Genomic DNA, 22,259 nt, shown 5'->3' with positions numbered 1-22,259 from the left:
GGCCCGGCTTGCGCCAGCGCCGTTTTCGTATAACACTCGTCGTATTAACGGGAGCCCGCTGGCTCCCGTTATCACGAACGGGGAGAGTGCGATGACGGGCGATGCAATCGAGGCATGGGATCAAGAGACCGACCTTTTGGTCGTGGGCACGGGCGCGGCGGGGCTGACCGCCGCCGTCGTCGCCGCCAACGAGGGCCTGAAGGTCCTGGTGATCGAGAAGACCGAATTCTATGGCGGCACCACCGCCTTCTCGGGCGGCGTCGCCTGGATTCCCGACAATCACCTGATGAAGGATGCCGGCATCCCCGACACGCGGCAGGATGCGCTGACCTATCTCAAGCACAATATCGGCAACCGGGTCGCCCCGTCCAAGCTGGAGGCGTTCGTCGAGCATGCGCCGGTCATGGCGCGTTACATGTCCGACAACAGCGCCGTCCAGTTCCAGATGATGGAAGACTTCCCCGACTACCGGCCGGAGACACCGGGCGGCTGTAAGGGCGGCCGTTCCATCGATCCCAAGGTCTTTTCCGGCCGCAAGCTGAAGGATTTCGACCGCCTGCGCAAACGGCCGGGCTCGCTTCCGGGCGGCGTCGTCGGCTCGGTCAAGGAGCTGCGGCGGCTGGCGTTCTTCAAGTCCGATCCGAAAGGCCTTCTGGATGTCTGGTACGTCATCCCGCGCAACATCTGGAACCGCGTCGCCGGACGCCAGCACGTCTCCAGCGGCCGCGCGCTGGTCGCCCGCCTGCGCTATTCGCTGCAGGAAAAGAATGTGCCGCTGTGGCTCAACACCGGCCTTGACGAGCTGATCACCGAAAACGGCGCCGTCACCGGCGCGCGGGTCACGAAAGAGGGCAACAGCCTGAATATCCGGGCGCGCAAGGGCGTGGTGATCGCCGCAGGCGGCTTCGACCACAACAAGGCCATGCGCCAGCAATATTTCGACAAGGCCAGCGAGTCCTGGGCCTCCGGCGCCTACAGCTCCGGCGCGCCGGGCAGCATGGGCGACGGCATCCGCGCCGGCCAGGCGGTGGGCGCGGCGCTCGACCTGATGGACGACATGTGGTGGATGCCCTCGTCCAACGAGCCAGGCGCGCTGGCGCCGACCATCCATGTGTTCGAGCGCGGCCTGCCGCACATCATCATCGTCAACAGTAAGGGCAAGCGCTTCGCCAATGAGGCGCGGCCCTACAACGAGCTCGGCCGGGTGATCTACGAGGACGACGCGCCGCCCGCCTTCATGGTGTTCGATAACGACTACCGCAACCGTTACACGGTCGGCACCATGCTCCCGGGCATGACGCCGGAACGCTTCATCCGCGACGGCTACGTCAAGAAGGCCGAGACCCTGGACGATCTGGCGCGCCAGTGCGGCATCGACGCCGCCGGGCTGAAGGAAACCGTCAGCCGCTTCAACGCCATGGCCGAGGCGGGCAGGGACGACGATTTCGGCAAGGGCCAGAGCGCCTTCGACCTCTATGCCGGCGACAAGTCGCACAAGCCCAATCCCTGCCTCGGCCCCGTCGCCAAGGCGCCGTTCTACGCCATCGAGATTCATGCCGGCGATCTCGGGACCAAGGGCGGCCTGCTGACCAACGAGCGCGCCCAGGTGCTGCGCGAGGACGGCACGGTGATCGAGGGCCTCTACGCGGCGGGCAACAGCTCGGCCTGTGTCGTCGGCAATTTCTACCCCGGCGGCGGCGGCACCATCGGCGCCGGCATGACCTATTCCTACCTCGCCGCCATGCACGCGGCGGGGCGGCAGGTCTGACCCATTACTGCGCCGCCTGTTCCAGGCTGGCCGGCGTCACGTTGACGGGGATGGCGCTCATGCGCGGCATCCCCGTGCGCCGGTCGTAATCCTCGGTCGTGTTGGTCAGCCGGCCGGTGTTGGAGCCGATGAAGAACAGCTGATCGTCGAAGCGCGGCGCGTCGCCGAACGCATGCGCCATGGAGATGACGCCGGGACGCACGTCCTCGGCTTCCTCGACCACGCCAAGGATCGAGCCGTGACCCGACGAAATGCGCACCACGTCGCCCGCGTTCAGGCCCAGCGCCGCCAGATCGCCGGGATTCATGAAGGCCGGGTTGTAGCTGTGGTTGCGGGTCAGCGCCGGAATGTCCCGGCCCGACGAGTTGTACACGTCGTTCATGCGCCGGCTGACCAGCCGGTGGCTGAAGCGCTGGGCACTGTAGCCGGCATGTTCGGTGATTGGCTCGGCGAAGACCGCCGCCAGTTCGCCCATCATCTCCTCATGGCCGATATCCAGCGTCTCCTCCCAGTCCTCTTCCTTGGGTAGGACGAGGATGGACGGATCGTCGAAGATGTGGCCGTGCGGGTATTTCTTCACCTCGGACAGGGGAATGCGCGAGCCGCGGCACATCATCTCGAACAGCTCGTCCGTGGTCGGCTTGCGGACCATGTCCACATCCTGCCCGTTGATCCGCAGCTGAAGCCCCATGCGCTGGCCGAGGCCATAAAACACTTCCCACTCCTCCAGCAGGTCCGACCCTTCGGGCGGCTCGACAAGCTGCGGCTGATACTGGGCATAGGGCTCCGGATAGCCGGTCGCCGAGCCGTAGAACCAGGCGTTCTCGTTGGACATGGTGATCGCCGGCGCCTCGAATCCCAGCCGTGGCGGCAGGACGAAATCCGCCATCTTCGCCGTCGCCGACATCTTGATGTCGATGGTCGCCAGCAGCTCCAGCGTCTTCAGCGCTTCGTACGTCCGGAGCTGATCGGGCCACGCGCCCATGGGGTTGCTGCCGACGCAGAGCAGCGCCTTCACCTGTCCTTCGCCCTCCAGCAGGATTTCCTCGGCAAGGGCGGCCGGTGTCAGGCCGCTGGCATTGTCGCCCAGATTGCGCACCCGCAGCTGCTCGCCATAGCCCCACGGCTTCGGCTTGATCTCCGCCTGCGCCCGGCCGCGGCGTTCGGGGATCAGCACGAAGGGGTTCGGCATCTTTTCACCCGCGCGCAGCCAGCGGCCGCACAGCGTGTTGATGGCCAGCACCAGATATTCGCTCAGGGTGCCGCGCGGCGCCATGTTCGGCCCGGTGCCGGCCGTGATCATGCCGCTCGGGCCGGCGGCGAACAGCCGCGCCGCCTCGATCAGCTGCCCGGCGTCGACGCCCGCGCGCCGCGCCACATAGTCGGGCGTGAAGGGCGCGACGGCCTCGCGGAACGCCTCCAGTCCCGAGACGTCGCCGTCGAGGAATTCCGCGTCGATCAGTCCTTCCGAGAGGATGATGTTGGCGATGCCCGCCAGGATGGTCGGGTCCTCGCCCGGCTTGCATTGCAGGTGGATGTGCGCCTTCTCGGCGGTTTCCGTGCGCCTCGGGTCGATCACCACCAGCTTCATGCCGCGCTTGAGCGCGTCGTGCAGACGCTTGGCGGGGTTGTACTGGGGAATGCCGCCCCATTTGGAAATCACCGGATTGGCGCCCACCAGGATCCAGACGTCGGACTCGGCGAAGGGGCGCGGCCCGGCATGCCAGCGCCCGTGCAGCGCCATGGCCATGGGTTTGCCGGGCTGGTCGATGGTCGCCGACGTAAACCGCATGGGCGATTTGATCGCATCCATGAAGGCCATGGCCATGGCCCGGCCTGCCGGATAGGGGAAGGTATAGGTGCCGGTATAGAGCGCCACCGAACGCGGGCCGTGCGCGGCGATCAGGCCGTTGAGTTTCTCGGCGATGGCGTCGAGCGCCGCGTCCGACCTGACGGGGTGATGATGATCGCCATGCCGCTGGAGCGGCCGGAGAACCCGTTCCGGATTGTCGTGCTGGCGGGGTAGTTGCCGACCCTTGACGCAGGTGTACCCGAAATACATCGGGTTATCCTTGTCGCCGACGACCTTGACGGCCTTGCCGTTCTCGATGGTTACCTTGATGCCGCAGAAGGAATGGCAGAAGCGGCAGATGGCGGTTCTGGTCTCGGTCATGACGTGCGATCTCCCCGGTCGACGGTGGAGAGATGATAGCCCTGTTTCGCCCGGCACACCAAGCACGTGTGAAGGTTTTGCCTGTGGCGGCGTCTAGACGGGCTTCTTCAGCCGGGGCGCCGCCGCGCGCCGTTCGCGGTACCAGACGTAAAGGCCGCACGAGACGATGATCGCCGCGCCGACCCAGGTCCAGCCGTCGGGAAACTCGCCCCACAGCACATAGCCCAGCAGGGTCGCCCAGATGATCTGGCTGTAGGCGAAGGGCGCGAGGACCGAGGGTCCCGCATAGCGCAGTGCCTGGATCATGAAGAACTGGCCGAGCGTGCCGCCGATGCCCATGCCGACGATGTAGATCAGCGCCTCCAGCGTCAGCGGCTTCCAGAACATGGGGACCAGCAGTGACGCGCCGACCAGCCCGACCAGGGCCGTCAGCACCAGCGTGGTCAGAGTCGAATCCTCGGGCTGCACCAGCCGCGTCGTGATCATGCCGATCGACCAGCAGGTGGCGGCGGCCACGGCGAAAAGCCCGGCGACATGGAAGCCTTCGGTGCCGGGCCGGATGATGACCAGCGCGCCGGCGAAGCCGATCAGGATGGCGATCCACCGGTTGCGGCCGACATGCTCCTTCAGGAAGATGACCGACATCAAAGTGACGATGAACGGGCCGACGAAGTTGATCGACGTCATCGTCGCCAGCGGCAGGTAATGCAGGCCCGAGACGAAGAACACGCCGGCCCCCAGCATGCCGATGCCGCGCAGCAGCTGGAACTTGGGGTGGCGGGTGCGCAGGGCCTTCGTGCCGCCCATGACCAGCACCAGCGGCACGAGCATGAAGACCTGCGCGAGCAGCCGGCCCCAGGTGATGAACACCGCCTGATAGCCCATGGTCCCCAGCAGCTTGGCCAGAGTGTCCATGCACGAGAAGGTGATGAACGCGCCCAGCATCAGCAGGATGCCGCGCATGGGATTGTCGGTATCGGTATGCGGCGGGGTCACGCTGGCTCCGGCGAGATTGCTGGCGCGACTATGGCCGCGCGGCCAAGCGGTTGTCACGCCGATTATTCCGCCCCGCAACAGCGTTGACCCGGATCGCGGCCGGCCTCAAGAATACGCGCCAGACAGACTCGCCCAGGTGCGCCCCATGAAAATCGTCAACTACGCGGCCGCGCTGGGCATCGTCGCCCTTATCGTGCTCTTCCTGGTCGAGGGGCGGGCGCTTCTGGTGCCGCTCGCGGTGGCGATCATGGTCTGGTTCCTGATCGACGGGCTGGCCGGCATCTATCAGCGCATCGTCATCGGCGGCGCGCCGCTGGCCCGTTGGATCGCCCTGACCGCCGCGGGTTTGACCGTGCTCGGCGTCGGCGCGCTGATCGTGCTGATGGTCAGCGAGAATGTCGCCTCCGTGGCGGCGGCGGCGCCTGAATACCAGCGCAAGTTCGAGGCCCTGATCGAGCGCCTCGCGCCCACTTTCGGCATCGACCGGGTGCCCAAGCTCTCCGAACTGCTCAAGCAGTTCGAGATCGCCCCCGTCATCGGATCGGTAGCCGGCACGCTCGCCAATCTGATGGGCAATGTGGGTCTGGTACTGGTCTATCTGCTGTTCATCTTCGTCGAGCAGGCCGCGTTCGAGCCCAAGTTCAAGGCGCTGTTTCCCGATCCCGACCGCCGCGAGCGCATCCGCCGCATCCTGCGTGAAATCAACGAGGACACGCGCAAGTACATCCGGCTGAAAACCGCCATGAGCGCGCTGACCGGCGTGTTCTCCTATGTGGTGCTTAGTCTCGTGGGCGTCGATTACGCGGCGTTCTGGGCCTTCATCATCTTCCTGCTCAACTTCATTCCGACCATCGGCTCCATCATCGGCATCATGTTCCCCGCGCTGTTGACGCTGGTGCAGTTCGAGACCATCGGACCGTTCCTGATCGTCAGCCTGGGGCTGACCAGCGTGCAGATCATCATCGACAATGTGGTCGAGCCGCGCCTGATGGGCGGCGCGCTCAACCTGAGCTCGCTGGCGGTCCTGCTCTCCCTCGCCATCTGGGGGTCGATCTGGGGGATCGTCGGCATGTTCCTCAGCGTGCCGATCATGGTTATCATGATGATCATCTTCGCCAATTTCGACCAGACCAAGGGCATCGCCGTGCTCTTGTCCGCCGATGGCAACATCAAGGGAATCCAGCATGCCCCAGCCCGTTTCTAGCAGCGCCGAACCCATGCGCGACCTGATCGACGTGCCCGGGCGCGGCGTGTTTTCCGCGTTGCGCTGGGATGGCGATGCGGCCAAACCCCTGCTGGTCTTCGCCCATGCGACCGGCTTCAACGCCGGAACCTATCGCAGCCTGCTCGGGCCGCTGTCGGACCAGTTCCGCATCATCGCGATCGACCAACGCGGCCATGGGCTTTCACCCGCGCGGGCGGAACCGGACGAACTCAAGACATGGGATACCTTCAGCGACGATCTGGTGGCGCTGCTCGACCTGCTGGATGAACCGGCGTTTCTTTCCGGCCACTCCATGGGCGGCCGGGTCGTCATGCTGGCGGCCGCCGCGCGGCCGGATCTGGCGCGCGGCCTGCTGATGATCGAGCCGGTGCTGATGCACCCCAGCGTCTCGCGCAAGCTGTGGCTGGCGCGCAAGTTCGGCCGGCCGCCGCCCAATCCGCTGGCGCAGGGCGCCGCACGGCGTCGCGCCGTGTTCGGCTCGCGCGACATGATGATGGACGCCTATCGGGGACGCGGCGCCTTCGCCACCTGGCCCGATGCCTATCTGCGCGACTACATCGATGGCGGCACCCGCGACCTGCCCAATGGCGAGGTCGAGCTGTCCTGCGCGCCGGCATGGGAAGCGGCCACCTTCGGCTCGGCGGGGCAGTTCTTCTGGCGCGCGCTCGGCAAGGTGCGTTGTCCGGTGCATGTGCTCTATGCCGAAAGCGAGTCCACCCTGCGCGAGGGCGTGCCGGAGCTGATCCGGGGCCGCCAGCCGGCATGGGATCTGGAGCTGGTGCCGGGTACGACGCACTTCCTGCCCATGGAACGGACCGAGCTTGTGCAGGACGCGCTGCGCCGCCTGGCTCGGATCTACCCGCAAGGCTGAGGTCGAAAACGGCTTTTTGTTGATGGATTTCCGGCGCCCGGCTGTTATGTTTCTCACCGGTAACTCCAGGGGAGAGGCAACATGAGCAAATCGTTCGACCAACTGCGCGAAACCTTCGAGCAGCGCGTGTCGTCGGTGGTGTGGGCGTCGGTGACGACCCAGGATACGAAAGGACGCATGCGGGCCCGCATCCTGCATCCCGTCTGGGAGTTTCCGGATGGCCTGCCGCAGGGCTGGATCGCCACTGGCCGCCAGAGCCTCAAGGCCAAGCATCTGGCGGGCAACCCCTACGTCTCGGTCGCGTACTGGACGCCCCAGATGGAACACGTCATCGCCGACTGCAAGACCGAATGGGCCGAGGATCTGGCCGAGAAGGAGCGGGTCTGGACGCTGTTCGGCTCCAAACCCGAGCCTTATGGCTATGACCTGCACATGTTCTGGAAAAACGTCGAGGACCCGACCTATGGCGCGCTGAAACTGGTGCCGTGGCGGATCGAGACCTGGTCGATTTCGGATCTGGGGCAGGGCAAGCCGGCGGGGATCTGGACCGCCTGACCGCACGACAATTTCGGCGCCGGTGCTTGCGCGGTGTCGCCGGCCGGAGGAAGATGGCGGCATGAACACGGAATCGCCCATCGCCCACCATCCCTCAGCTCCCGCCTGGTTCAACAAGGCGCTCGCCGTCCCGTTCGAGGACAAGACGGTGATGGTCGAGGGCTGCCCCATCCACTATCTGCACTGGGAGAGGCCGGGCAAGCCGGGCCTGCTGCTGGTCCATGGCGGCGGCGCCCACGCCCATTGGTGGACCTTCCTGGCGCCCTTCTTCACCGACCATTACAGCGTCGCGGCGCTGGACATGTCGGGCGCCGGCGACAGCGGGCGGCGCGAGGCCTATTCCGCCGAACTGTTCTCGGCCGAACTCATGGGTGTATGCGCGGACGCCGGATTCGATGACAAGCCGATCATCGTCGGCCACAGTTTCGGCGGCTTCGTCACCCTCAACACCGGCACCCTGTTCGGCGACAGGCTGACGGGCGTGGTGCTGGTCGATTCCCCGGTCAGGCCGCCCGATTACCAGTGGCAGCACCAGCGCAACCGCGCGCCGGTGCGCCCGAAGAAAATCTATCCGGATTTCGAGACGGCGCTGGCCCGGTTCCGCCTGATGCCGCCGCAGGAATGCGACAGCGATTATGTGATCGACTATATCGGCCGGCATTCCGTCACCGAGGCGGACGGCGGCTGGACATGGAAATTCGACGACCAGCTGTTCCGCAAGTTCCGCTTCGGCGACATGACCGAAGCGCTGAAGAGCCTCCAATGCCGGGTCGGCGTCATCTATGGCGACCGCAGCCAGCTGTTCACCCAGGACATCGCCGACTACATGTTCGAGGTACTGGACAGTTCCGTGCCGTTCGTGGCGATCCCGGAAGCGGACCACCATCTGTTCATCGACCAGCCTCTGCCCTTCGTCGCGGCCCTGCGCGCCCTGCTCGCCGAATGGCGCCATTCGCGCCCGAACCGGGGTGGGTGAAACCTGTAACAGCCGGTTATCCTAGGGGAGGCCGAGATGAGGGTGCTGCATGCATAATAAGCCTGACGTCTGGCCTTCCTTCGTGGATTTCCCGCCCTTGCCCGGACACCACCTCCATGAGGGACGATATGTCATCCTGGAACCTTTGACGGCGGCCCATATTCAGGGCCTCTGGGCGGCTACGGCGGGGGCAGATTCCTCTTGGGACCATCTGAGATTTGGTCCCTTCTCCTCCAAAGATCTGTTTGCGAGGACTTTGCGGGAATTGATGACCCGAGAAGGCCAGCCGTTCTGGGCTATTCGCCCGAAGGGTGGAGATGAAGCGCAAGGATGGCTTTCGTATTGCGACATATCTCAACGTGATCAATCAATCGAAGTTGGTCAGATTTGGTTTTCCCCAGTCCTCCAGCGAACTCGCGCGGCGACCGAGGCCGTGTACTTATTGATGGATCATGCTTTCAGCGAACTGGGTTATCGTCGCGTGGTCTGGCGCTGCTCGGCGAACAACTTGGCATCCTTACGTGCAGCGGAGCGTTTCGGTTTCCGTGCTGAGGGGATTTGGCGCGGTGGTGCTTACATCAAGGGGCAGATTTGTGATGTGGCATGGCATGCGATCTTGAGGCATGAGTGGCCAGCCCGTCGAAATGCCTTTGAGGCTTGGCTGCATCCCAGCAACTTCGATCCAGCCGGTCACGAGCTACACTCTCTGGCCGGAACCCGACCTTGTGATTCTCCTAAGTGATAGCTCCCAGGGCTTGATTATCATCTTTGTGGTTACGGCCTGATCGGATAGCCCGTCGGCCCTTTCTGGGTCTCCAGCAACGGCGTCACCCATTCCAGCCAGGCGCACAGGCGGGCGCGGGTTTCGCGCGGATCGATCAGCTCGTGCACGTTGAACTGCTCGCCGCGCGGGAACGCGCCGTTGGCCGCCGCCATCTTCGTCTCCAGTTCGGCGCGCAGCGCGTCCGGGTCGTCCGCTTCCGCCAGCTGCCGGGCAAAGGCCACGGCCACGCCGCCTTCCACCGGCAGCGCGCCCATTTCCGCCGAGGGCCAGGCCAGCACCAGGCCGTCCGGCCCGTAATGGGCGGCGGCGGCGACGCCGAAGCTCTTGCGCACCACGATGGACGCCCACGGCACCCGGCTCTGCATCACCGCCAGCACCAGCGCGGTGCCGTAGCGGATGGTGGCGGCCTGTTCCGCGTCGGGGCCGATCATGAAGCCGGGCTCATCGACGAAGCTGAGGATCGGCAGGTGGAACGTGTCGCACAGATCGACGAAGCGGCGCACCTTCTGCGCGCCATGGGCGGTCATGGCGCCGGCCGCGAAGCGGCAATCGCTGGCGATCACGCCGACGGGGCGCCCATCGAGCCGCGCCAGCCCGACGATCTGGCCCGGGCCGAAGCGGCGCCCCAGCTCGAAGAAGCTGCCCTGATCGACCACATGGCCGACCAGCTTGCGTCCGTCATAGGGTTTGCGGCGGTCGCGCGGGATGACGCTCAGCAGCGCCTCGTCGGCCCGCGCCGGATCGTCGCCGGTCTTCAGCACCGGCGGCAGCTCCCAGACATTGGCCGGCACGTAGGACAGGAAGCGCCGCACCTGATCGAACGCGTCCTGTTCATCGCTCGCCAGATTGTCGACGGTGCCATTCTTCAGGTGAACCTGATAGCCGCCCAGCTGTTCCTTGGTCATGGCGACGCCCAGAGCGCGCTCGACCACGGCGGGCCCGGCCACCAGCACCTGGGCGATGTCCTTGACCATGACCGAGAAGTGCGACGCCGCCAGCCGCGCCGCGGGAAAGCCGGCGACCGGGCCGCAGGCCGCCGAGGCGACGGGCACCAGCGCCATGGCGTCGCCCAGCGACTTGAAGCGGGCGCGGTCATAGACGGGCGAGAAGGTCAGGCCCTTGCCGCTCGACCCGGCGACGCTGCCGCCGCCGCCTTCCAGGAAGCGCACCAGCGGCACCCGGTAGCGGATGGCCATGTCCTCGGCGAACACGCTCTTGCGCAGGCCCGCCGCGTTGGGTGAGCCGCCCTTCAGGGTGAAATCCTCGCCGCCCACCACCACGCGGCGGCCGCCCAGCTTGCCGAAGCCGAGGATGTAGTTGGCGGGCTGGAAGCCGGTCAGATTGCCATCCGCGTCGACTTCCGCCTGGCCCGCGCCTTCGCCCTGCTCCTCGAAACTGCCGGGATCGATCAGCCCCGCCACGCGCTCGCGCACGGTCAGGCGGCCCTTGGCGTGCTGGCGTGCGATGCCGTCGGGACCGCCCTGCTGCTTGGCCATCTCGCGCCGCTTGCGGATCTGGTCCGCCTCGTCCTTCCAGCTCATCGGCATGTCCTTTCGTGGGCCATGGACTGTAAACTTGACGGCGCGGGCCGGGCAACCGCACACTCTGGACATGGCGCTTGGCGATCAGGAATCGGCGATATCGGCGAACGAGGCGTTCTATGACGCTTTCGCCGCGGCGGATATTTCAGCGATGGAAGCGATCTGGGCGCATCAGTCCGACGTGACCTGCCTGCATCCGGGCTGGCCGCGCCTCGAGGGACGCGAGGCCGTGCTGAACAGCTGGCGCGGTATCCTGATGCACCCCGGCCGGCCTCAGATCGAGTGCCTCAGGCCGACCGCCACCATCCATGGCGATACGGCCATCGTGCTCTGCTACGAACTGATGGAGACGGCGTGCCTGCTGGCGACCAACGTCTTCGTGCGCGAGGCCGGCATGTGGCGCCTCGTGCATCATCACGCCGGCGGGCCGGTCCCGTCGCCTGAGTGAACGCGGCCCGAATGAAGCTTGTTAGTGCGTGTGGACGTTGATGGGCTCGTAGGCGCCATCTTCCATGTCGCCGAACATTTCAGGGACCTGGGGATGATGGACCGGCTCGCCTGAATCGTCGGGCAGCAGGTTCTGCTGCGACACATAGGCGATATACGTGCTCTCGTCGTTCTCGGCCAGCAGGTGATAATAGGGCTGATCCTTCTCCGGCCGCATGTGCTCGGGAATCGACTGCCACCACTCCTCGGTATTGCTGAAGGTGGCGTCGATGTCGAAGATCACGCCCCGGAACGGGTAGAACCGGTGCTTCACCACCTGTCCGATATGATATTTGGCCTCTCGCAACAGCACGTCGTCGTTACCTCACGAATGCCCCAGGACCGCATGTGGGCGATAGGGCTCTTCCAACGACTTTATATCGGCCGCTTCAAGGATCAGATCAAGCGCGGCGATTGCATCGTCGAGATGCTCCAGCTTGCTGGCGCCGATGATCGGCGCCGAAACCGCCGGTTTCGACAGGATCCAGGCCAGCGCCACCTGCATCGGCTTCACGCCCAGGCGCGACGCGACCTCCAGGTTCCGGTCGGCGACCTTGAAGTCGTCATCGCCGTAATAGAGCTGGGTCGCGAAGTCGTCGGAGGTGGCGCGCTTGGTCTCGCCGCCGCCCTGGCGATGCCGGTTGCCGGCGAGGAAGCCGCGCGCCAGCGGGCTCCAGGGGATCAGGCCGACGCCCTTGGCCTCGCACAGCGGGATCATCTCGCGCTCTTCCTCGCGGTAAACCAGATTGTAGTGGTTCTGCATGGCGACGAACTTCGCCCAGCCATGTTTGTCCGACAGGTGCAGATACTCGGCGAACTGCCACGCGAACATGGAGGACGCGCCCAGATAGCGCACCTTGCCGGCGCGGACCAGGTCGCTCAGCGCCTCCATGGTTTCTTCCATGGGCGTTTTGTAGTCGAAGCGGTGGATCTGGTAGAGGTCGATGTAGTCGAGCCCCATGCGCTTGAGCGAGGCATCGCACGAGGCGATGATGTTCTTGCGCGACAGGCCGTGCCGGTTGAGCTTGCCGTTATGGGTGCCGCCGAAGCATTTGGTGGCGATGACCACGTCCTCGCGGTCGGGCACCAGATCCCGGATCGCCCGGCCGAGGATTTCCTCGGTGACGCCGTTGCAGTAGACGTCGGCGGTGTCGAAGAAATTGATCCCCGCCTCGATCGCCTTTTCGTAGAACGGACGCGACTGCGCCTCGTCGAGCACCCAGGCGCGCTGCGCCGGGTCGCCATAGGTCATCGTGCCCAGGCACAGGCGCGACACGCGCATGCCGGTGTTTCCCAGCCGGGTATATTTCATGGTCCGTCCCCCTGTTTCAGGAGACGCATCTTAGAGGATGGCGCCGCGATGTCGATGGCTGCCTCGGCGGAGAGCGGCGAACATTGCCCTCCGCCGATGAAAGCCCGTCAGTTCGCGCTGGTCGGGACCTTGTTGAACGGAATGCCCTTGTCGGCGCGGATGTCCGGCGGCAGGCCCAGCACGCGCTCGGCGATGATGTTGCGCAGGATCTCGTCGGTGCCGCCCGCGATGCGCAGGCCCGGCGCGCCCATATAGGCGTCGGCGAACTGGCGGCGGAAGCCCTCCAGGTGCGGATCGGTGGCGACGCCGGCGGTGTCGAGCAGGTCGAGGCCGAACGAGGCCATGTCCTGCAGCATGGACGCGAACACCGCCTTGTTGATCGACGCTTCCGGGCCGGGCCGCGCGCCCTGCGACAGCGCGGTCATGGTGCGGTAGCGGCCGTTGCGCAGGCCCATGTACTTGGCATACCAGTCGGCCAGCTGCTCGCGCACCGCCTTGTCGCGGATCGCCGGGCCGTTGGCGCCGTCGACGCTGCCGGCGAGCTTCATCAGCATGTCGAAATTGATGCCGCGCTGGGAATTCTCGCTGATCGACAGGCGCTCGTTCATCAGCGTCGTCAGCGACACCTTCCAGCCGTCGCCGACCGCGCCCAGGCGCTGGCTGTCGGGAATGCGCACATCGGTGAAATACACTTCGTTGAAGCCGCGCGCGCCCGAGGCCTGCTTGATCGGCTTCACCTCGACGCCGGGTGACTTCATGTTCAGGAAGAAGAAGGTCAGGCCCTCATGCTTGGGCTTGGTCGGGTCGGTCCGCGTGACCAGGATGCCCCAGTCGGACAGATGCGCGCCCGAGGTCCAGATCTTCTGGCCGTTGACGACCCAGTCGTCGCCATCCTTCTCGGCCTTGGTCCGCAGCGCCGCCAGATCCGAGCCGCCGGCCGGCTCCGAGAACAGCTGGCACCAGATTTCCTCGCCGCTCAGCGCCTTGGGCACGTGGCGCTTCTGCTGCTCGGGCGTGGCGAAGGCCAGCATGGTGGGCATGCACATGCCAAGGCCGATGGCGAACACGTTCGGCGGCAGATTGTACTGCGCCTCTTCCTGCTCGAAGATCACCCGCTGCATCGGCGTGCCGCCCATGCCGCCGACCTCCTTGGGCCAGGTGATCGCCGCGTAGCCCGCCGCCGCCTTCTTCGCCTGCCATTCCTTGGCCATCGCCACGGCCTGCGCCTCGGTCAGGTTCTCCGGCAGCGGCTTCTTGTACGGGGCGGCGTTCTCGGCGAGCCAGGCGCGGGCGTCGGCGCGGAAGGCGGCTTCTTCGGGCGAGTCTTCGAAATTCATCAGGCGGCGTCCTCGAGCGGTCTCAGGTGGATTGGCAGGCCGTCCTTGGGTTTCGGAATCGGCATGATCTGGAAATCGGCTTCGTAACCGTCATCCAGGTGGAAACGATAGTTCAGCAGCAGCTGGTACATGAAGACCTTTGTCTGCATGTAGGCGAAGTGCAGGCCGATGCACATGTGCGCGCCGCCGCCGAACGGCACCCAGGCGAATTTGTGCTTCCGGTCCTCGGCGCGCTGCTCGGAAAAGCGGTCCGGCTCGAAACTGTGCGGATTGCTCCACAGCTCCGGCATCTTGTGGGTATAGCCAGGGCTGATGTTCACCGTCGTGCCGGCGGGAATCGTATAGCCGCCGAACTGCACGTCGCGCACCGCGCGGCGCGGGATCGACGGCACCGGCGGGTTCATGCGCAGCGCTTCCTTGAAGCACCATTCGATGATCTGCAGATCGGCCAGATGCTCGTAAGGCAGGGCGTCGGGCGCCAGCTGCAGCGCGGCGCACTCGCGGCGGGCCGCGTCCTGCCAGTCCGGATGCCGGCACAGCTGGTAGATCAGCGTGGTGATCGAACTGGTCAGCGTGTCGTGCGCCGCCATCATCAGGAAGTCCATGTGATCGACGATGTCGTCATCCGTGTAGGAATTGCCGTCCTCGTCGACCGCGTTGCACAGCAGCGTGAACATGTCGCTGCCCTGGCCGCCGCGGCGCAGCGGAATCTGGCCACGGAAATATTGTTCGAGGAATTTGCGCCCCTGCACGCCGCGCCACATCCTGGTGCCGGGGATCGGCCGGCGGATGACGGAGACGGAGGCCTGCACGCTGTCGAAGAACGCCTGGTTCAGCCGGTCGGCCTCCGGGCCCAGCGGCATGCCGAGGAACACCGAGGCGGCGGTGTTGAGGGTCAGCTGCTTGATGGCGTTGTAGAATTTGAAGTCGCCCTGCGCTTTCCAGCGCGACAGGCCCTGATGGATGCCCTCGTTCAGCTTCTCGACATAGTTGACCATGGCGGGCTGCTTGAAGGCCACCTGCATGATCCGGCGGTGCGCGCGGTGGTCCTCGAAGTCGCGCAGCATCAGGCCGTTGGGAAACAGCCGCGCGAGAATCGGGTCCCAGCCGCCCTTGGACGAGAAATTCCGGTCCCGGTCCATCAGCACGAACTCGTTGGCTTCCGGTCCCAGCAGGGTCACGTTGGTGCGCCCGAAGGCGTTGCTCCAGTACACCTTGCCGTACTTGCTGACCATTTCCTTGCTGACCCGCGCGGGATCGCGCAGGAGTTCCAGCGATTTGCCGACGAGCGGCAGGCCAGCCTCGCCGGGAATGCCGTTCAGGTACGACGTGCGGGACATGCGGTGTCTCCTTGGTTCATGGAGAGCATATAGTCCAAACAAATGTTACCATCAAGTAACCCGTGCTGGAGCGGGACCCCAAATTGGGCGGGCTAGGCCCCGGCCAGCTGTTGCCGCCGCAGCTGGTCGGCCTTCAGCATGGCCGCCGCCATGAAGACCGCGCCGACCGCGATGCAGCCGACGACGAACCAGCCGCTCGCCGAGAAGTTGCCGGCCCAGTCGCGGATCGCGCCGCCGGTCAGCGGCGCCGCCGCGCCGCCCAGGGTCACGAAGGCGGGATGGGCCGCCGCGAGCCGGCCGCTCGGGTCGATCCGGACCAGCGCGCCGAGCGCGATCGGCAGCATGGCGATCGGCACGAACGCATAGATCGGCGCGCTCAGGAAATACGCCAGCGGCGTGGCGGCGTGGCCAAGCAGCAGCGCGAAGATCGCGGCGAGAACCAGCACGATGAAAACCGGCGGCGTGGCGGGGAACTTGGCGCCCAGGAACCCGGCGATCAGGGGTAGGGCGATGCCCATGATCGCCGCGAAGCTGAAGACCAGGCCGATGGTTTCCGCCGAGAGCCCGACTCCCTTGCCCACATCGACGATGTAGAGCGCGAGCACGCCGTGGCCGAAGAAGATGATACCGATGCCGACCAACGCGAGCCAGCCGATCAGCGGCGGCGCGGCCTTGGACCGCCCGCCTTCGCCCGCCAGCGCCGCGCGCGGCGGCACCGGGACCGAGCGGACGAAGAACAGGGCGGCGATCGAGGCGACCAGATAGACGAGGAACAGGCCGTCGGCTTCGGTCGTGCCCGCCGGCGCGCCGGGCAGCAGGTACAGTTTGCCCGCCTGCGGCAGCACCAGCGCCAGGATGATGCCGAGCACGCCGACGAAGCTGTTGATGATGCCGAAGGTCTTCTCGGGCGTCCGGCTGTGGCCGGCGGTGTACATCACCATGGCCGTCACTGACCCGGCAGCCATGCCGGCGATGGCGCGCACGACCAGCAGCGCCGTCATGTTGGGCACGAAGATGGTCGCGGCATTCATCAGCGCGATGGTGCCGATGCCGAAGGTATAGACGGTGCGCGGCTGCAGCCGGGGCGCCAGCTGCGAGAAGACGAGGGAGCTGACTGCGATGCCGCCGAGCTCCAGGGTGGCGATGGTGCCTGCCTCGGTAAACGAGATGTTGAACGAGGTGACGAAGCCCGAAATGTTGAACGACATGGCCACGGCGGCGGAGAACACCAGCAGCAGCAGACAGGTCAGGGCGATCAGGCGCGGCCCGCCAATGTCCATGCGGCCATCGGACACGGCGGTTGTGATGCTGGACATTCGCGTTCCTCCCCAAGATCGCGTGAATGCAACGGTTCACCAAGGACGCTAGCATAGCCCCGTTCAAGCCGTTATCGAAAAAGGGGACGCGGCCGAGCGGGCGGGAAGTCGGACCGATGTCGTAACGGTCGCCGGCCGGCACGGCTGGTCTATATCCAGACACAGGGTAGCTGGAGGCTTGAAATGCGGGTGGTACAGGCGATGGGAAGACGGTGGCGTACGCCCCTGCTGGGCGCGATGATGGCGATGGTCCTGAGCGCCTGCGCGACCTACCCCGACGAGGTCAGCGACGCGGGTTATTATGGTGGCGCTGGCTACTATGGCGGAGGGTATGATGGCTACGATGACGGGCTGTTCTACTATCCCGGGCACTATTATTCCTATTACCCAGGCTACTACGCCTATTCGCCGCCCGTCCGGATTCCGCGCCATTATTATTCCTATTGGCGGCAGCATCGGCATTGGCCCGACGGCTGGCGCCATCACCGCTGGCGCGACAGGGACCATGCCTGGCATGGCCGTGACAGAGACCGCCACTGGGACCGCGACCGCCCGAGAGACCGAGACCGCGACCGGGATGGTCCGAGGGACCGGGATCGCTCGCCGGGTGAGCCGAGCTATCGGGGCAAGGCCTATGACGGCGCCGGACTGCGCGAGCGGGGCGGCGGCAACCGCATGCCATCGCTGGCGCGCGATCCGGGACAGGTTCGTCAGCAGGCCGACCGGGCCTCGGCGGCGGCGCGTGTGAGGCCATCCATGCCGCGGGGCGTGCAGGAGAATCGTGCCTGGCGCGGCGGCGAGGGCCGGTCACGACCCGCCCAGACGGCGCCGCGTGGCCGTGACTCCGGCAAGGCGAACTACCGGAGCGGCGCGAGTGAGTCGCGCTCGGGCGGTAATTCAGGGGCCTATGAGGGATCGAGCCGGCCGAGCACGCCATCCTATCGCGGCGGCGGCGGAGGCTATCGCGGTGGCGGCGGCGATGGTGGCGGACGCAGGGGCCGTTAGAAACGGGCCGGTCTGAGCCGGCCCGTCGGCAACTTAACCCAGCGGGTGGAAGATGTTCTTGCCGTCCCAGTTCTCGGCGGCGGCGCGGATCGCCGCGTACATGCCGCGCACCCCGGCATGGTCCTGGTACAGCTCGATCATGTGGCCGAGCGCGGAACGGGTATCCGTGTAGCACAGGAAGGTGTCCGCGCCCGTCTGGAACTCGTTGGCGATGGGAAAGCCGGCGGCCTCGAAGGCAGCCTTTTCCGCCGCGTAATCCTTGCAGAAGATGGCCGTGTGGTGGAAGCCTTCCTCGCCCGGCTTGAACATGTCGCGGTAGCAGCTCGGGCCGTCATTGTGCTGCTGGATGAATTCGATGTTCAGGTCGCCCGACTGGACGAAGGCGGCCGAAATGTCGAGCGGCATTTCCTCCCCCCGGTACCAGTTCTTGACCAGCGGAATGTGGTCGAAAACGAAGAACGGCCCGACGCCGTACACGTCGTGGTACCGCTGGCACGCGGCGCGCAAATCGTTGACGACATAGCAGTTCTGGACGACGTTCGCCCGATTGAGCAGCGCCATGATCTCTCTCTCCCCAAATGACGTTGTGAGTCGCGCGATATACTAGCCAGCGGAACCGGCAAGAGAAAGCACCGGCTGCTGCTGCCCCCCGCGCAAAAGCCTGTCCCGCCGCTGGCGGCCTCTGTAAGCTCCGCCCATGTTTCCCTTGTTCGACGACAATCCCCACGATCACAAGCCGGTCGTGACCTGGCTCCTCATCGCCGCGTGCATCGGCGTCTGGCTCTGGCAGGCGAGCCTGCCGGCCGAGGCCGCGCGGGCGGCGTTCTATACCCTGGGCATGGTGCCGGCGCTGCTGTTCACCGATGCCACGCTACCCGACGGGATGGCCGTCGTGCCCGCGTGGACGACATTGGTCACCTCCATGTTCATGCATGGCGGTTTCATGCATCTTGCCGGCAACATGCTGTATCTCTGGATCTTCGGCGATAACACGGAAGTGGCGTTGGGCCGCGTCCGCTTCCTGGTGTTCTACCTACTGTGCGGCATCGCCGCGGCGTTGACGCAGGCATTCCTCGATGTCCGGTCGGAAATTCCCATGGTCGGCGCGAGCGGGGCGATCTCCGGCGTGCTGGGCGCCTACCTGCTGCTGTTTCCCCGCGCCAATGTGCGCGTCCTGATGTTTCCGTTCGGCCTCGTCGCCGTTCCCGCCGTCATCGTGCTCGGGTTGTGGTTCGGGCTTCAACTGTACAGCGGCATGTCGGCGCCCACGGGTGAGGGCGGCGTCGCCTTCTGGGCCCATGTCGGCGGATTCCTCGCCGGCATGGTGCTGCTGCCCTTCTTCAAACCCGCCGGCGTCCGGTACTTCGCCAGGGGCCACGACCGGCCCTTTCGCAAGGTCCACCGCACGCCGCGCGATCCCCGGGATGGTCCCTGGGGCCGGCGCCGCTGAGTGGGCCTCAGGCGTCCGGCGCGATCCACTCGGCGACGGCGTGGCGCGCCTGCTCGGGCCTCACCTCCGGATGATGGTGCCGGAAAACGGTGACGGCGGCGTCGAACGCATGCAGGTCGCGGACGCCGCGCTCGCGCAGCCCTTCATAGGCGCGGATCGCGGCGTTCTGGCAGATGCAGGAGGCGTTCTGGGCAATGTTCATGATGCTATTCCCCGTGGCGGTGTTGACCGAGCCAGAATGCGCACGGTCAGGCGGCCCCGCGTTGATCCAGATCAAGGCCTGTGGACAGCCCGGCCAGTGCCGCTTAGCCTTGCGCCCTCCAACATGAGGGTGGCCCGGTGATGAAGATCAGAAGCACGGCGCTGGCAGGCGCATTGTTGTTGGCCGCGGCCGGCGGCGCCCTGGCGCAGGATCAGGACGGAATCCGCCAGAAGGCCATCGCGGTGGAGCAGGACGTCATCACGTGGCGCCGCGATTTCCATCAGTACCCGGAACTGGGCAACCGCGAGGTGCGCACCGCCGGGATCGTTGCCGGACATCTGCGCGCGCTGGGTCTGGACGAGGTTCGCGAGAATGTCGCCCATACCGGAGTCGTCGGCGTGCTGAAGGGAGGCAGACCCGGACCGGTGATTGCCCTGCGCGCCGACATGGACGCATTGCCCGTGACCGAACCGGAAGGCCTGCCTTTCGCCTCCAAGGTGCGCACGACCTATAACGGCAAGGAGGTCGGCGTCATGCATGCCTGCGGGCACGACGCCCATACCGCCATGCTGATGGGCGTCGCCACCATCCTGTCCGGCATGAAGGCCGACCTGCCCGGAACGGTGGTGTTCCTGTTCCAGCCCGCCGAGGAGGGCGCGCCGGAAGGCGAGGAAGGCGGCGCGCGGCTGATGATCAAGGAGGGCGCGCTGGCCGATCCCAGGCCCGAGGCGATCTTCGGCATGCATGTCTGGGCCGGTCTGGCCGGGCAGATTTTCGTCCGGCCCGGCGGCGCCATGGCTGGCTCGGATCAGCTCTACATCACCGTGAACGGCCGCCAGACCCACGGTGCCAGCCCTTGGACCGGCGTCGATCCGGTCGTTGTCTCGGCCCAGACGGTGCTCGCGCTCCAGACCATGATCACGCGCCAGATGAACGCGGCCCTGTCGCCTTCCGTCATCTCCATCGGCAAGATCGATGGCGGTGTGCGGCACAACATCATTCCCGCCAAGGTCGAGATGGCGGGCACCATCCGGCATCTGGACCCCACCAGCCACGACGCGCTGCTGGAGAATATCCGGCGGACCGCCACCTTCACCGCGCAGGCGTCGGGCGCGACGGCCGAGGTCAACATCGTCCCCTACGCCCCGCCGGTGTTCAATCCCACGGCGCTGCTGGAGCGTGTCCTGCCCGCGCTCGAGCGCGCCGGCGCGGGCCATGCCGGCGTCCAGAAGGATGCGCCGCCGATCATGGCGTCCGAGGATTTCGCCTATTACCAGAAGGAAATCCCCGGCCTGTTCTTTTTCCTCGGCATCAACGATGCCGGCGTGCCCGCCGATCAGGGCCGTCCCGGTCACTCGCCCGAATTCCGCGTCAACGATGACACGCTGAAAGTCGGTGTCGAGGCGATGACCCGTGTCGCCCTCGAATACCTTTCGGGACCGCGATAGAAAAAGCCCCGGCCAGGGGTCTGGCCGGGGCTAGTCAGGAACGGTACGGTGCGGGAAGCGTCTTCAGGCGTGCTGAATATACCGTTCCAGATTGCGGTGCAGGTCGCGGATGCGGCTTTCCTGATAGTTGCCGATGGACACGGCGTTCTTGCCGGCCGTCGTCGCGTGCAGGCCTTCCTGCACGTAGGGGATGTTGGACATGTCCTGATCGAACACGGCGCCCAGGCCGCCGAGTTCCGGCGCGTCGGCCCAGACCTGTTCGTCGGTCATCTCGTGCACCGGCACCGGCGCGGGCCGCGGCTGCGACGGGTCGAAGCGGTGCAGGATCATGATCTCGACGATAGCGGATTCCGGATTGTTTCCGTCGGGACGGAACCGGTAGACGATGTTCGGGCTGAAGCCGCCCCAGGGAAAGAAGTTCGGAAAGACGAAGTACTGGATGGCGTCCAGCATCTCGCTGTCGGATGCGTCGGCGTAATCCACCCCCGTGAGTTCGCCGCAGCGCTGGCGGGCGACCTCGGCCATGAAGGCCCGCGCCGTCTGTCCTTCGGGTAGCGCCAGCTTGCCCACCGCGCCGACCTGGCGCCCGGAGGTATTGACCATGGCGTCCACCGTCTGCTGCCCGCTGCACGCGCTCAGATGCGGGCTCGGCACGCCCATGGGCGTGATCATCCGGTTGAAATGCTGGCCTTCATAATTGTCGTATTGGGTGTTCGCATCCGCCGTGTGGGGCATGATCTGCGGGTGGGTGTCGATGACGTGATAGCTTTCGATGAAGGCTTCGGCGCAGACCTTCCAGTTGGCCGGCATCCGCTTCTTCACATGCACGGCCTTGTAGCAATCCTCCAGCCTCCAGCGGTCGAAATGGGCGGGGAGGTCGCCCAGATACTGCTCAAGCGGGCCGCAGTCCGGATCCGGATTGATGAACACGAACCCGCCCCAGGTCCCGACGCGCGCTTCCGGCAGACGGCCGGTGTTCGCGTCCACATGGGGAAAGTCCCAGCCGCACGGCACCTCGGACAGCGCGCCCGAGATGTCCCAGGTCCAGCCATGATAGGGACAGCGGAAACTGGCGACCGAGCCGTCCTCGGTACGGAGTTTGCGGCCGCGGTGCAGGCAAGCGTTCACGAACGCCTTGATCGCGTCCGGCGCCGTCCGGATCACGATGAACGACAGGCCGACGACCTCATAGAGGACATGATCGCCCACCTCCGGGATTTCCTCCTCGCGGCAGGCCATCTGCCAGACCTTGCGCCACACGTGCTCGACTTCCAGATCGTGCCATTGCCGCGAGAAGTAGCGGTCGGCCGGAATGTCGTCCGAGCCGGTGAACGTGTAGTTCTGCTGGCGCAGGACCGCCGGAATCTCTCGTGTGTCGCGGTCCAGAATGTCCTGAACCGAGGGCGCATCGCAGCGGGCTTCGCCGGGGCGGATGGTCTTCGGGAGTTGGATGTTCATGGCGCGTGGCCCCAGT

Annotated in this window: 21 protein-coding genes; 10 read left to right on the top strand and 11 right to left on the bottom strand. The window is 65.9% G+C overall.

Annotation, left to right across the window (positions count from 1 at the left end; all coding sequences use genetic code 11):
* Window positions 1-91: 91 nt before the first annotated feature.
* A complete protein-coding gene (locus WJU17_RS07740; RefSeq protein ID WP_346326754.1) occupies window positions 92-1,768 on the top strand; it encodes an FAD-dependent oxidoreductase in 1,677 nt (558 codons plus the stop codon).
* Window positions 1,769-1,772: 4 nt separating this feature from the next.
* Here the strand turns inward: WJU17_RS07740 and WJU17_RS07735 are convergent, their stop codons facing one another.
* Together WJU17_RS07735 and WJU17_RS07730 are read right to left on the bottom strand one after the other, a co-directional pair.
* On the bottom strand, window positions 1,773-3,941 hold the full coding sequence (locus tag WJU17_RS07735) for a molybdopterin-dependent oxidoreductase (protein WP_346326753.1): 2,169 nt from the start codon (window positions 3,939-3,941) through the stop codon (window positions 1,773-1,775).
* Between the two features lie 93 nt (window positions 3,942-4,034).
* Entirely contained in the window at window positions 4,035-4,937 is a 903-nt protein-coding gene (locus WJU17_RS07730; protein ID WP_346326752.1) for a DMT family transporter, read from the bottom strand.
* Between the two features lie 145 nt (window positions 4,938-5,082).
* On the opposite strand from WJU17_RS07730, the gene WJU17_RS07725 reads away from it, so the two are divergent.
* The 5 genes from WJU17_RS07725 (at window position 5,083) to WJU17_RS07705 (ending at window position 9,306) form a co-directional block, all read left to right on the top strand.
* Entirely contained in the window at window positions 5,083-6,141 is a 1,059-nt protein-coding gene (locus WJU17_RS07725) for an AI-2E family transporter (RefSeq protein WP_346326751.1), read from the top strand.
* Complete coding sequence (locus tag WJU17_RS07720; protein ID WP_346326750.1) at window positions 6,122-7,033, top strand: alpha/beta hydrolase; 912 nt, start codon at window positions 6,122-6,124, stop codon at window positions 7,031-7,033. The genes WJU17_RS07725 and WJU17_RS07720 overlap by 20 nt, the downstream gene beginning before the upstream one ends.
* A gap of 81 nt (window positions 7,034-7,114) precedes the next feature.
* Window positions 7,115-7,588, top strand: a complete 474-nt coding sequence (locus WJU17_RS07715; RefSeq protein WP_346326749.1) for a pyridoxamine 5'-phosphate oxidase family protein — start codon at window positions 7,115-7,117, stop codon at window positions 7,586-7,588.
* 61 nt (window positions 7,589-7,649) lie between these two features.
* The gene (locus WJU17_RS07710) at window positions 7,650-8,564 is read left to right on the top strand and encodes an alpha/beta hydrolase (protein WP_346326748.1); all 915 of its coding nucleotides are present in this window, start codon (window positions 7,650-7,652) and stop codon (window positions 8,562-8,564) included.
* A 49-nt stretch (window positions 8,565-8,613) separates the two neighbouring features.
* A complete protein-coding gene (locus tag WJU17_RS07705) occupies window positions 8,614-9,306 on the top strand; it encodes a GNAT family protein (protein ID WP_346326747.1) in 693 nt (230 codons plus the stop codon).
* 32 nt (window positions 9,307-9,338) lie between these two features.
* Here WJU17_RS07705 and WJU17_RS07700 read toward each other — a convergent pair whose 3' ends face one another.
* Window positions 9,339-10,889 (bottom strand): carboxyl transferase domain-containing protein, encoded by a 1,551-nt coding sequence (locus WJU17_RS07700; protein ID WP_346326746.1) that lies wholly within the window; start codon window positions 10,887-10,889, stop codon window positions 9,339-9,341.
* A gap of 34 nt (window positions 10,890-10,923) precedes the next feature.
* Between WJU17_RS07700 and WJU17_RS07695 the strand changes: the two genes are divergently transcribed.
* A complete protein-coding gene (locus WJU17_RS07695; RefSeq protein WP_346326745.1) occupies window positions 10,924-11,337 on the top strand; it encodes a nuclear transport factor 2 family protein in 414 nt (137 codons plus the stop codon).
* 21 nt (window positions 11,338-11,358) lie between these two features.
* Here the strand turns inward: WJU17_RS07695 and hspQ are convergent, their stop codons facing one another.
* From hspQ to WJU17_RS07670, 5 genes are all read right to left on the bottom strand, one after another.
* Window positions 11,359-11,688: a heat shock protein HspQ gene (gene hspQ, locus WJU17_RS07690; protein WP_346326744.1), complete on the bottom strand. Its 330-nt coding sequence runs from the start codon at window positions 11,686-11,688 to the stop codon at window positions 11,359-11,361.
* Window positions 11,689-11,700: 12 nt separating this feature from the next.
* On the bottom strand, window positions 11,701-12,687 hold the full coding sequence (locus WJU17_RS07685) for an aldo/keto reductase (protein ID WP_346326743.1): 987 nt from the start codon (window positions 12,685-12,687) through the stop codon (window positions 11,701-11,703).
* 107 nt (window positions 12,688-12,794) lie between these two features.
* On the bottom strand, window positions 12,795-14,024 hold the full coding sequence (locus tag WJU17_RS07680) for an acyl-CoA dehydrogenase family protein (protein ID WP_346326742.1): 1,230 nt from the start codon (window positions 14,022-14,024) through the stop codon (window positions 12,795-12,797).
* Window positions 14,024-15,364 (bottom strand): cytochrome P450, encoded by a 1,341-nt coding sequence (locus WJU17_RS07675; protein WP_346326741.1) that lies wholly within the window; start codon window positions 15,362-15,364, stop codon window positions 14,024-14,026. Before WJU17_RS07675 ends, WJU17_RS07680 begins: the two co-directional genes overlap by 1 nt.
* 92 nt (window positions 15,365-15,456) lie before the next feature.
* Window positions 15,457-16,680, bottom strand: coding sequence for an MFS transporter (locus tag WJU17_RS07670; protein WP_346326740.1), 1,224 nt, complete (start codon window positions 16,678-16,680; stop codon window positions 15,457-15,459).
* A gap of 183 nt (window positions 16,681-16,863) precedes the next feature.
* Between WJU17_RS07670 and WJU17_RS07665 the strand changes: the two genes are divergently transcribed.
* On the top strand, window positions 16,864-17,685 hold the full coding sequence (locus tag WJU17_RS07665) for a hypothetical protein (RefSeq protein WP_346326739.1): 822 nt from the start codon (window positions 16,864-16,866) through the stop codon (window positions 17,683-17,685).
* Window positions 17,686-17,718: 33 nt separating this feature from the next.
* On the opposite strand, the gene WJU17_RS07660 is transcribed toward WJU17_RS07665, so the two are convergent.
* The gene (locus WJU17_RS07660; RefSeq protein WP_346326738.1) at window positions 17,719-18,246 is read right to left on the bottom strand and encodes a VOC family protein; all 528 of its coding nucleotides are present in this window, start codon (window positions 18,244-18,246) and stop codon (window positions 17,719-17,721) included.
* A gap of 136 nt (window positions 18,247-18,382) precedes the next feature.
* Between WJU17_RS07660 and WJU17_RS07655 the strand changes: the two genes are divergently transcribed.
* A complete protein-coding gene (locus tag WJU17_RS07655; RefSeq protein WP_346326737.1) occupies window positions 18,383-19,135 on the top strand; it encodes a rhomboid family intramembrane serine protease in 753 nt (250 codons plus the stop codon).
* Window positions 19,136-19,142: 7 nt separating this feature from the next.
* Here WJU17_RS07655 and WJU17_RS07650 read toward each other — a convergent pair whose 3' ends face one another.
* Entirely contained in the window at window positions 19,143-19,337 is a 195-nt protein-coding gene (locus tag WJU17_RS07650; protein WP_346326736.1) for a hypothetical protein, read from the bottom strand.
* A 140-nt stretch (window positions 19,338-19,477) separates the two neighbouring features.
* Here WJU17_RS07650 and WJU17_RS07645 point away from each other — a divergent pair, with 140 nt between their 5' ends.
* Window positions 19,478-20,785: an amidohydrolase gene (locus tag WJU17_RS07645; RefSeq protein ID WP_346326735.1), complete on the top strand. Its 1,308-nt coding sequence runs from the start codon at window positions 19,478-19,480 to the stop codon at window positions 20,783-20,785.
* 63 nt (window positions 20,786-20,848) lie between these two features.
* On the opposite strand, the gene WJU17_RS07640 is transcribed toward WJU17_RS07645, so the two are convergent.
* Entirely contained in the window at window positions 20,849-22,243 is a 1,395-nt protein-coding gene (locus WJU17_RS07640) for an aromatic ring-hydroxylating dioxygenase subunit alpha (protein ID WP_346326734.1), read from the bottom strand.
* Window positions 22,244-22,259 lie beyond the last annotated feature (16 nt).

The sequence above is a fragment of the Iodidimonas sp. SYSU 1G8 genome (genome assembly GCF_039655775.1).
Lineage (GTDB): Bacteria > Pseudomonadota > Alphaproteobacteria > SMXS01 > SMXS01 > RI-34.
Note: the sequence above shows the minus strand (reverse complement) of the source record. Positions and strands in the feature narration are given on the sequence as shown.

Coding starts and splice junctions, on each gene's coding strand:
- WJU17_RS07740 (WP_346326754.1), top strand. CDS start 92: ATGACGGGCGATGCAATCGAGGCATGGGATCAAGAGACCGACCTTTTG.
- WJU17_RS07735 (WP_346326753.1), bottom strand. CDS start 3,941: ATGACCGAGACCAGAACCGCCATCTGCCGCTTCTGCCATTCCTTCTGC.
- WJU17_RS07725 (WP_346326751.1), top strand. CDS start 5,083: ATGAAAATCGTCAACTACGCGGCCGCGCTGGGCATCGTCGCCCTTATC.
- WJU17_RS07720 (WP_346326750.1), top strand. CDS start 6,122: ATGCCCCAGCCCGTTTCTAGCAGCGCCGAACCCATGCGCGACCTGATC.
- WJU17_RS07715 (WP_346326749.1), top strand. CDS start 7,115: ATGAGCAAATCGTTCGACCAACTGCGCGAAACCTTCGAGCAGCGCGTG.
- WJU17_RS07710 (WP_346326748.1), top strand. CDS start 7,650: ATGAACACGGAATCGCCCATCGCCCACCATCCCTCAGCTCCCGCCTGG.
- WJU17_RS07705 (WP_346326747.1), top strand. CDS start 8,614: ATGCATAATAAGCCTGACGTCTGGCCTTCCTTCGTGGATTTCCCGCCC.
- WJU17_RS07700 (WP_346326746.1), bottom strand. CDS start 10,889: ATGAGCTGGAAGGACGAGGCGGACCAGATCCGCAAGCGGCGCGAGATG.
- WJU17_RS07685 (WP_346326743.1), bottom strand. CDS start 12,687: ATGAAATATACCCGGCTGGGAAACACCGGCATGCGCGTGTCGCGCCTG.
- WJU17_RS07680 (WP_346326742.1), bottom strand. CDS start 14,024: ATGAATTTCGAAGACTCGCCCGAAGAAGCCGCCTTCCGCGCCGACGCC.
- WJU17_RS07675 (WP_346326741.1), bottom strand. CDS start 15,364: ATGTCCCGCACGTCGTACCTGAACGGCATTCCCGGCGAGGCTGGCCTG.
- WJU17_RS07670 (WP_346326740.1), bottom strand. CDS start 16,680: ATGTCCAGCATCACAACCGCCGTGTCCGATGGCCGCATGGACATTGGC.
- WJU17_RS07665 (WP_346326739.1), top strand. CDS start 16,864: ATGCGGGTGGTACAGGCGATGGGAAGACGGTGGCGTACGCCCCTGCTG.
- WJU17_RS07660 (WP_346326738.1), bottom strand. CDS start 18,246: ATGGCGCTGCTCAATCGGGCGAACGTCGTCCAGAACTGCTATGTCGTC.
- WJU17_RS07655 (WP_346326737.1), top strand. CDS start 18,383: ATGTTTCCCTTGTTCGACGACAATCCCCACGATCACAAGCCGGTCGTG.
- WJU17_RS07650 (WP_346326736.1), bottom strand. CDS start 19,337: ATGAACATTGCCCAGAACGCCTCCTGCATCTGCCAGAACGCCGCGATC.
- WJU17_RS07645 (WP_346326735.1), top strand. CDS start 19,478: ATGAAGATCAGAAGCACGGCGCTGGCAGGCGCATTGTTGTTGGCCGCG.
- WJU17_RS07640 (WP_346326734.1), bottom strand. CDS start 22,243: ATGAACATCCAACTCCCGAAGACCATCCGCCCCGGCGAAGCCCGCTGC.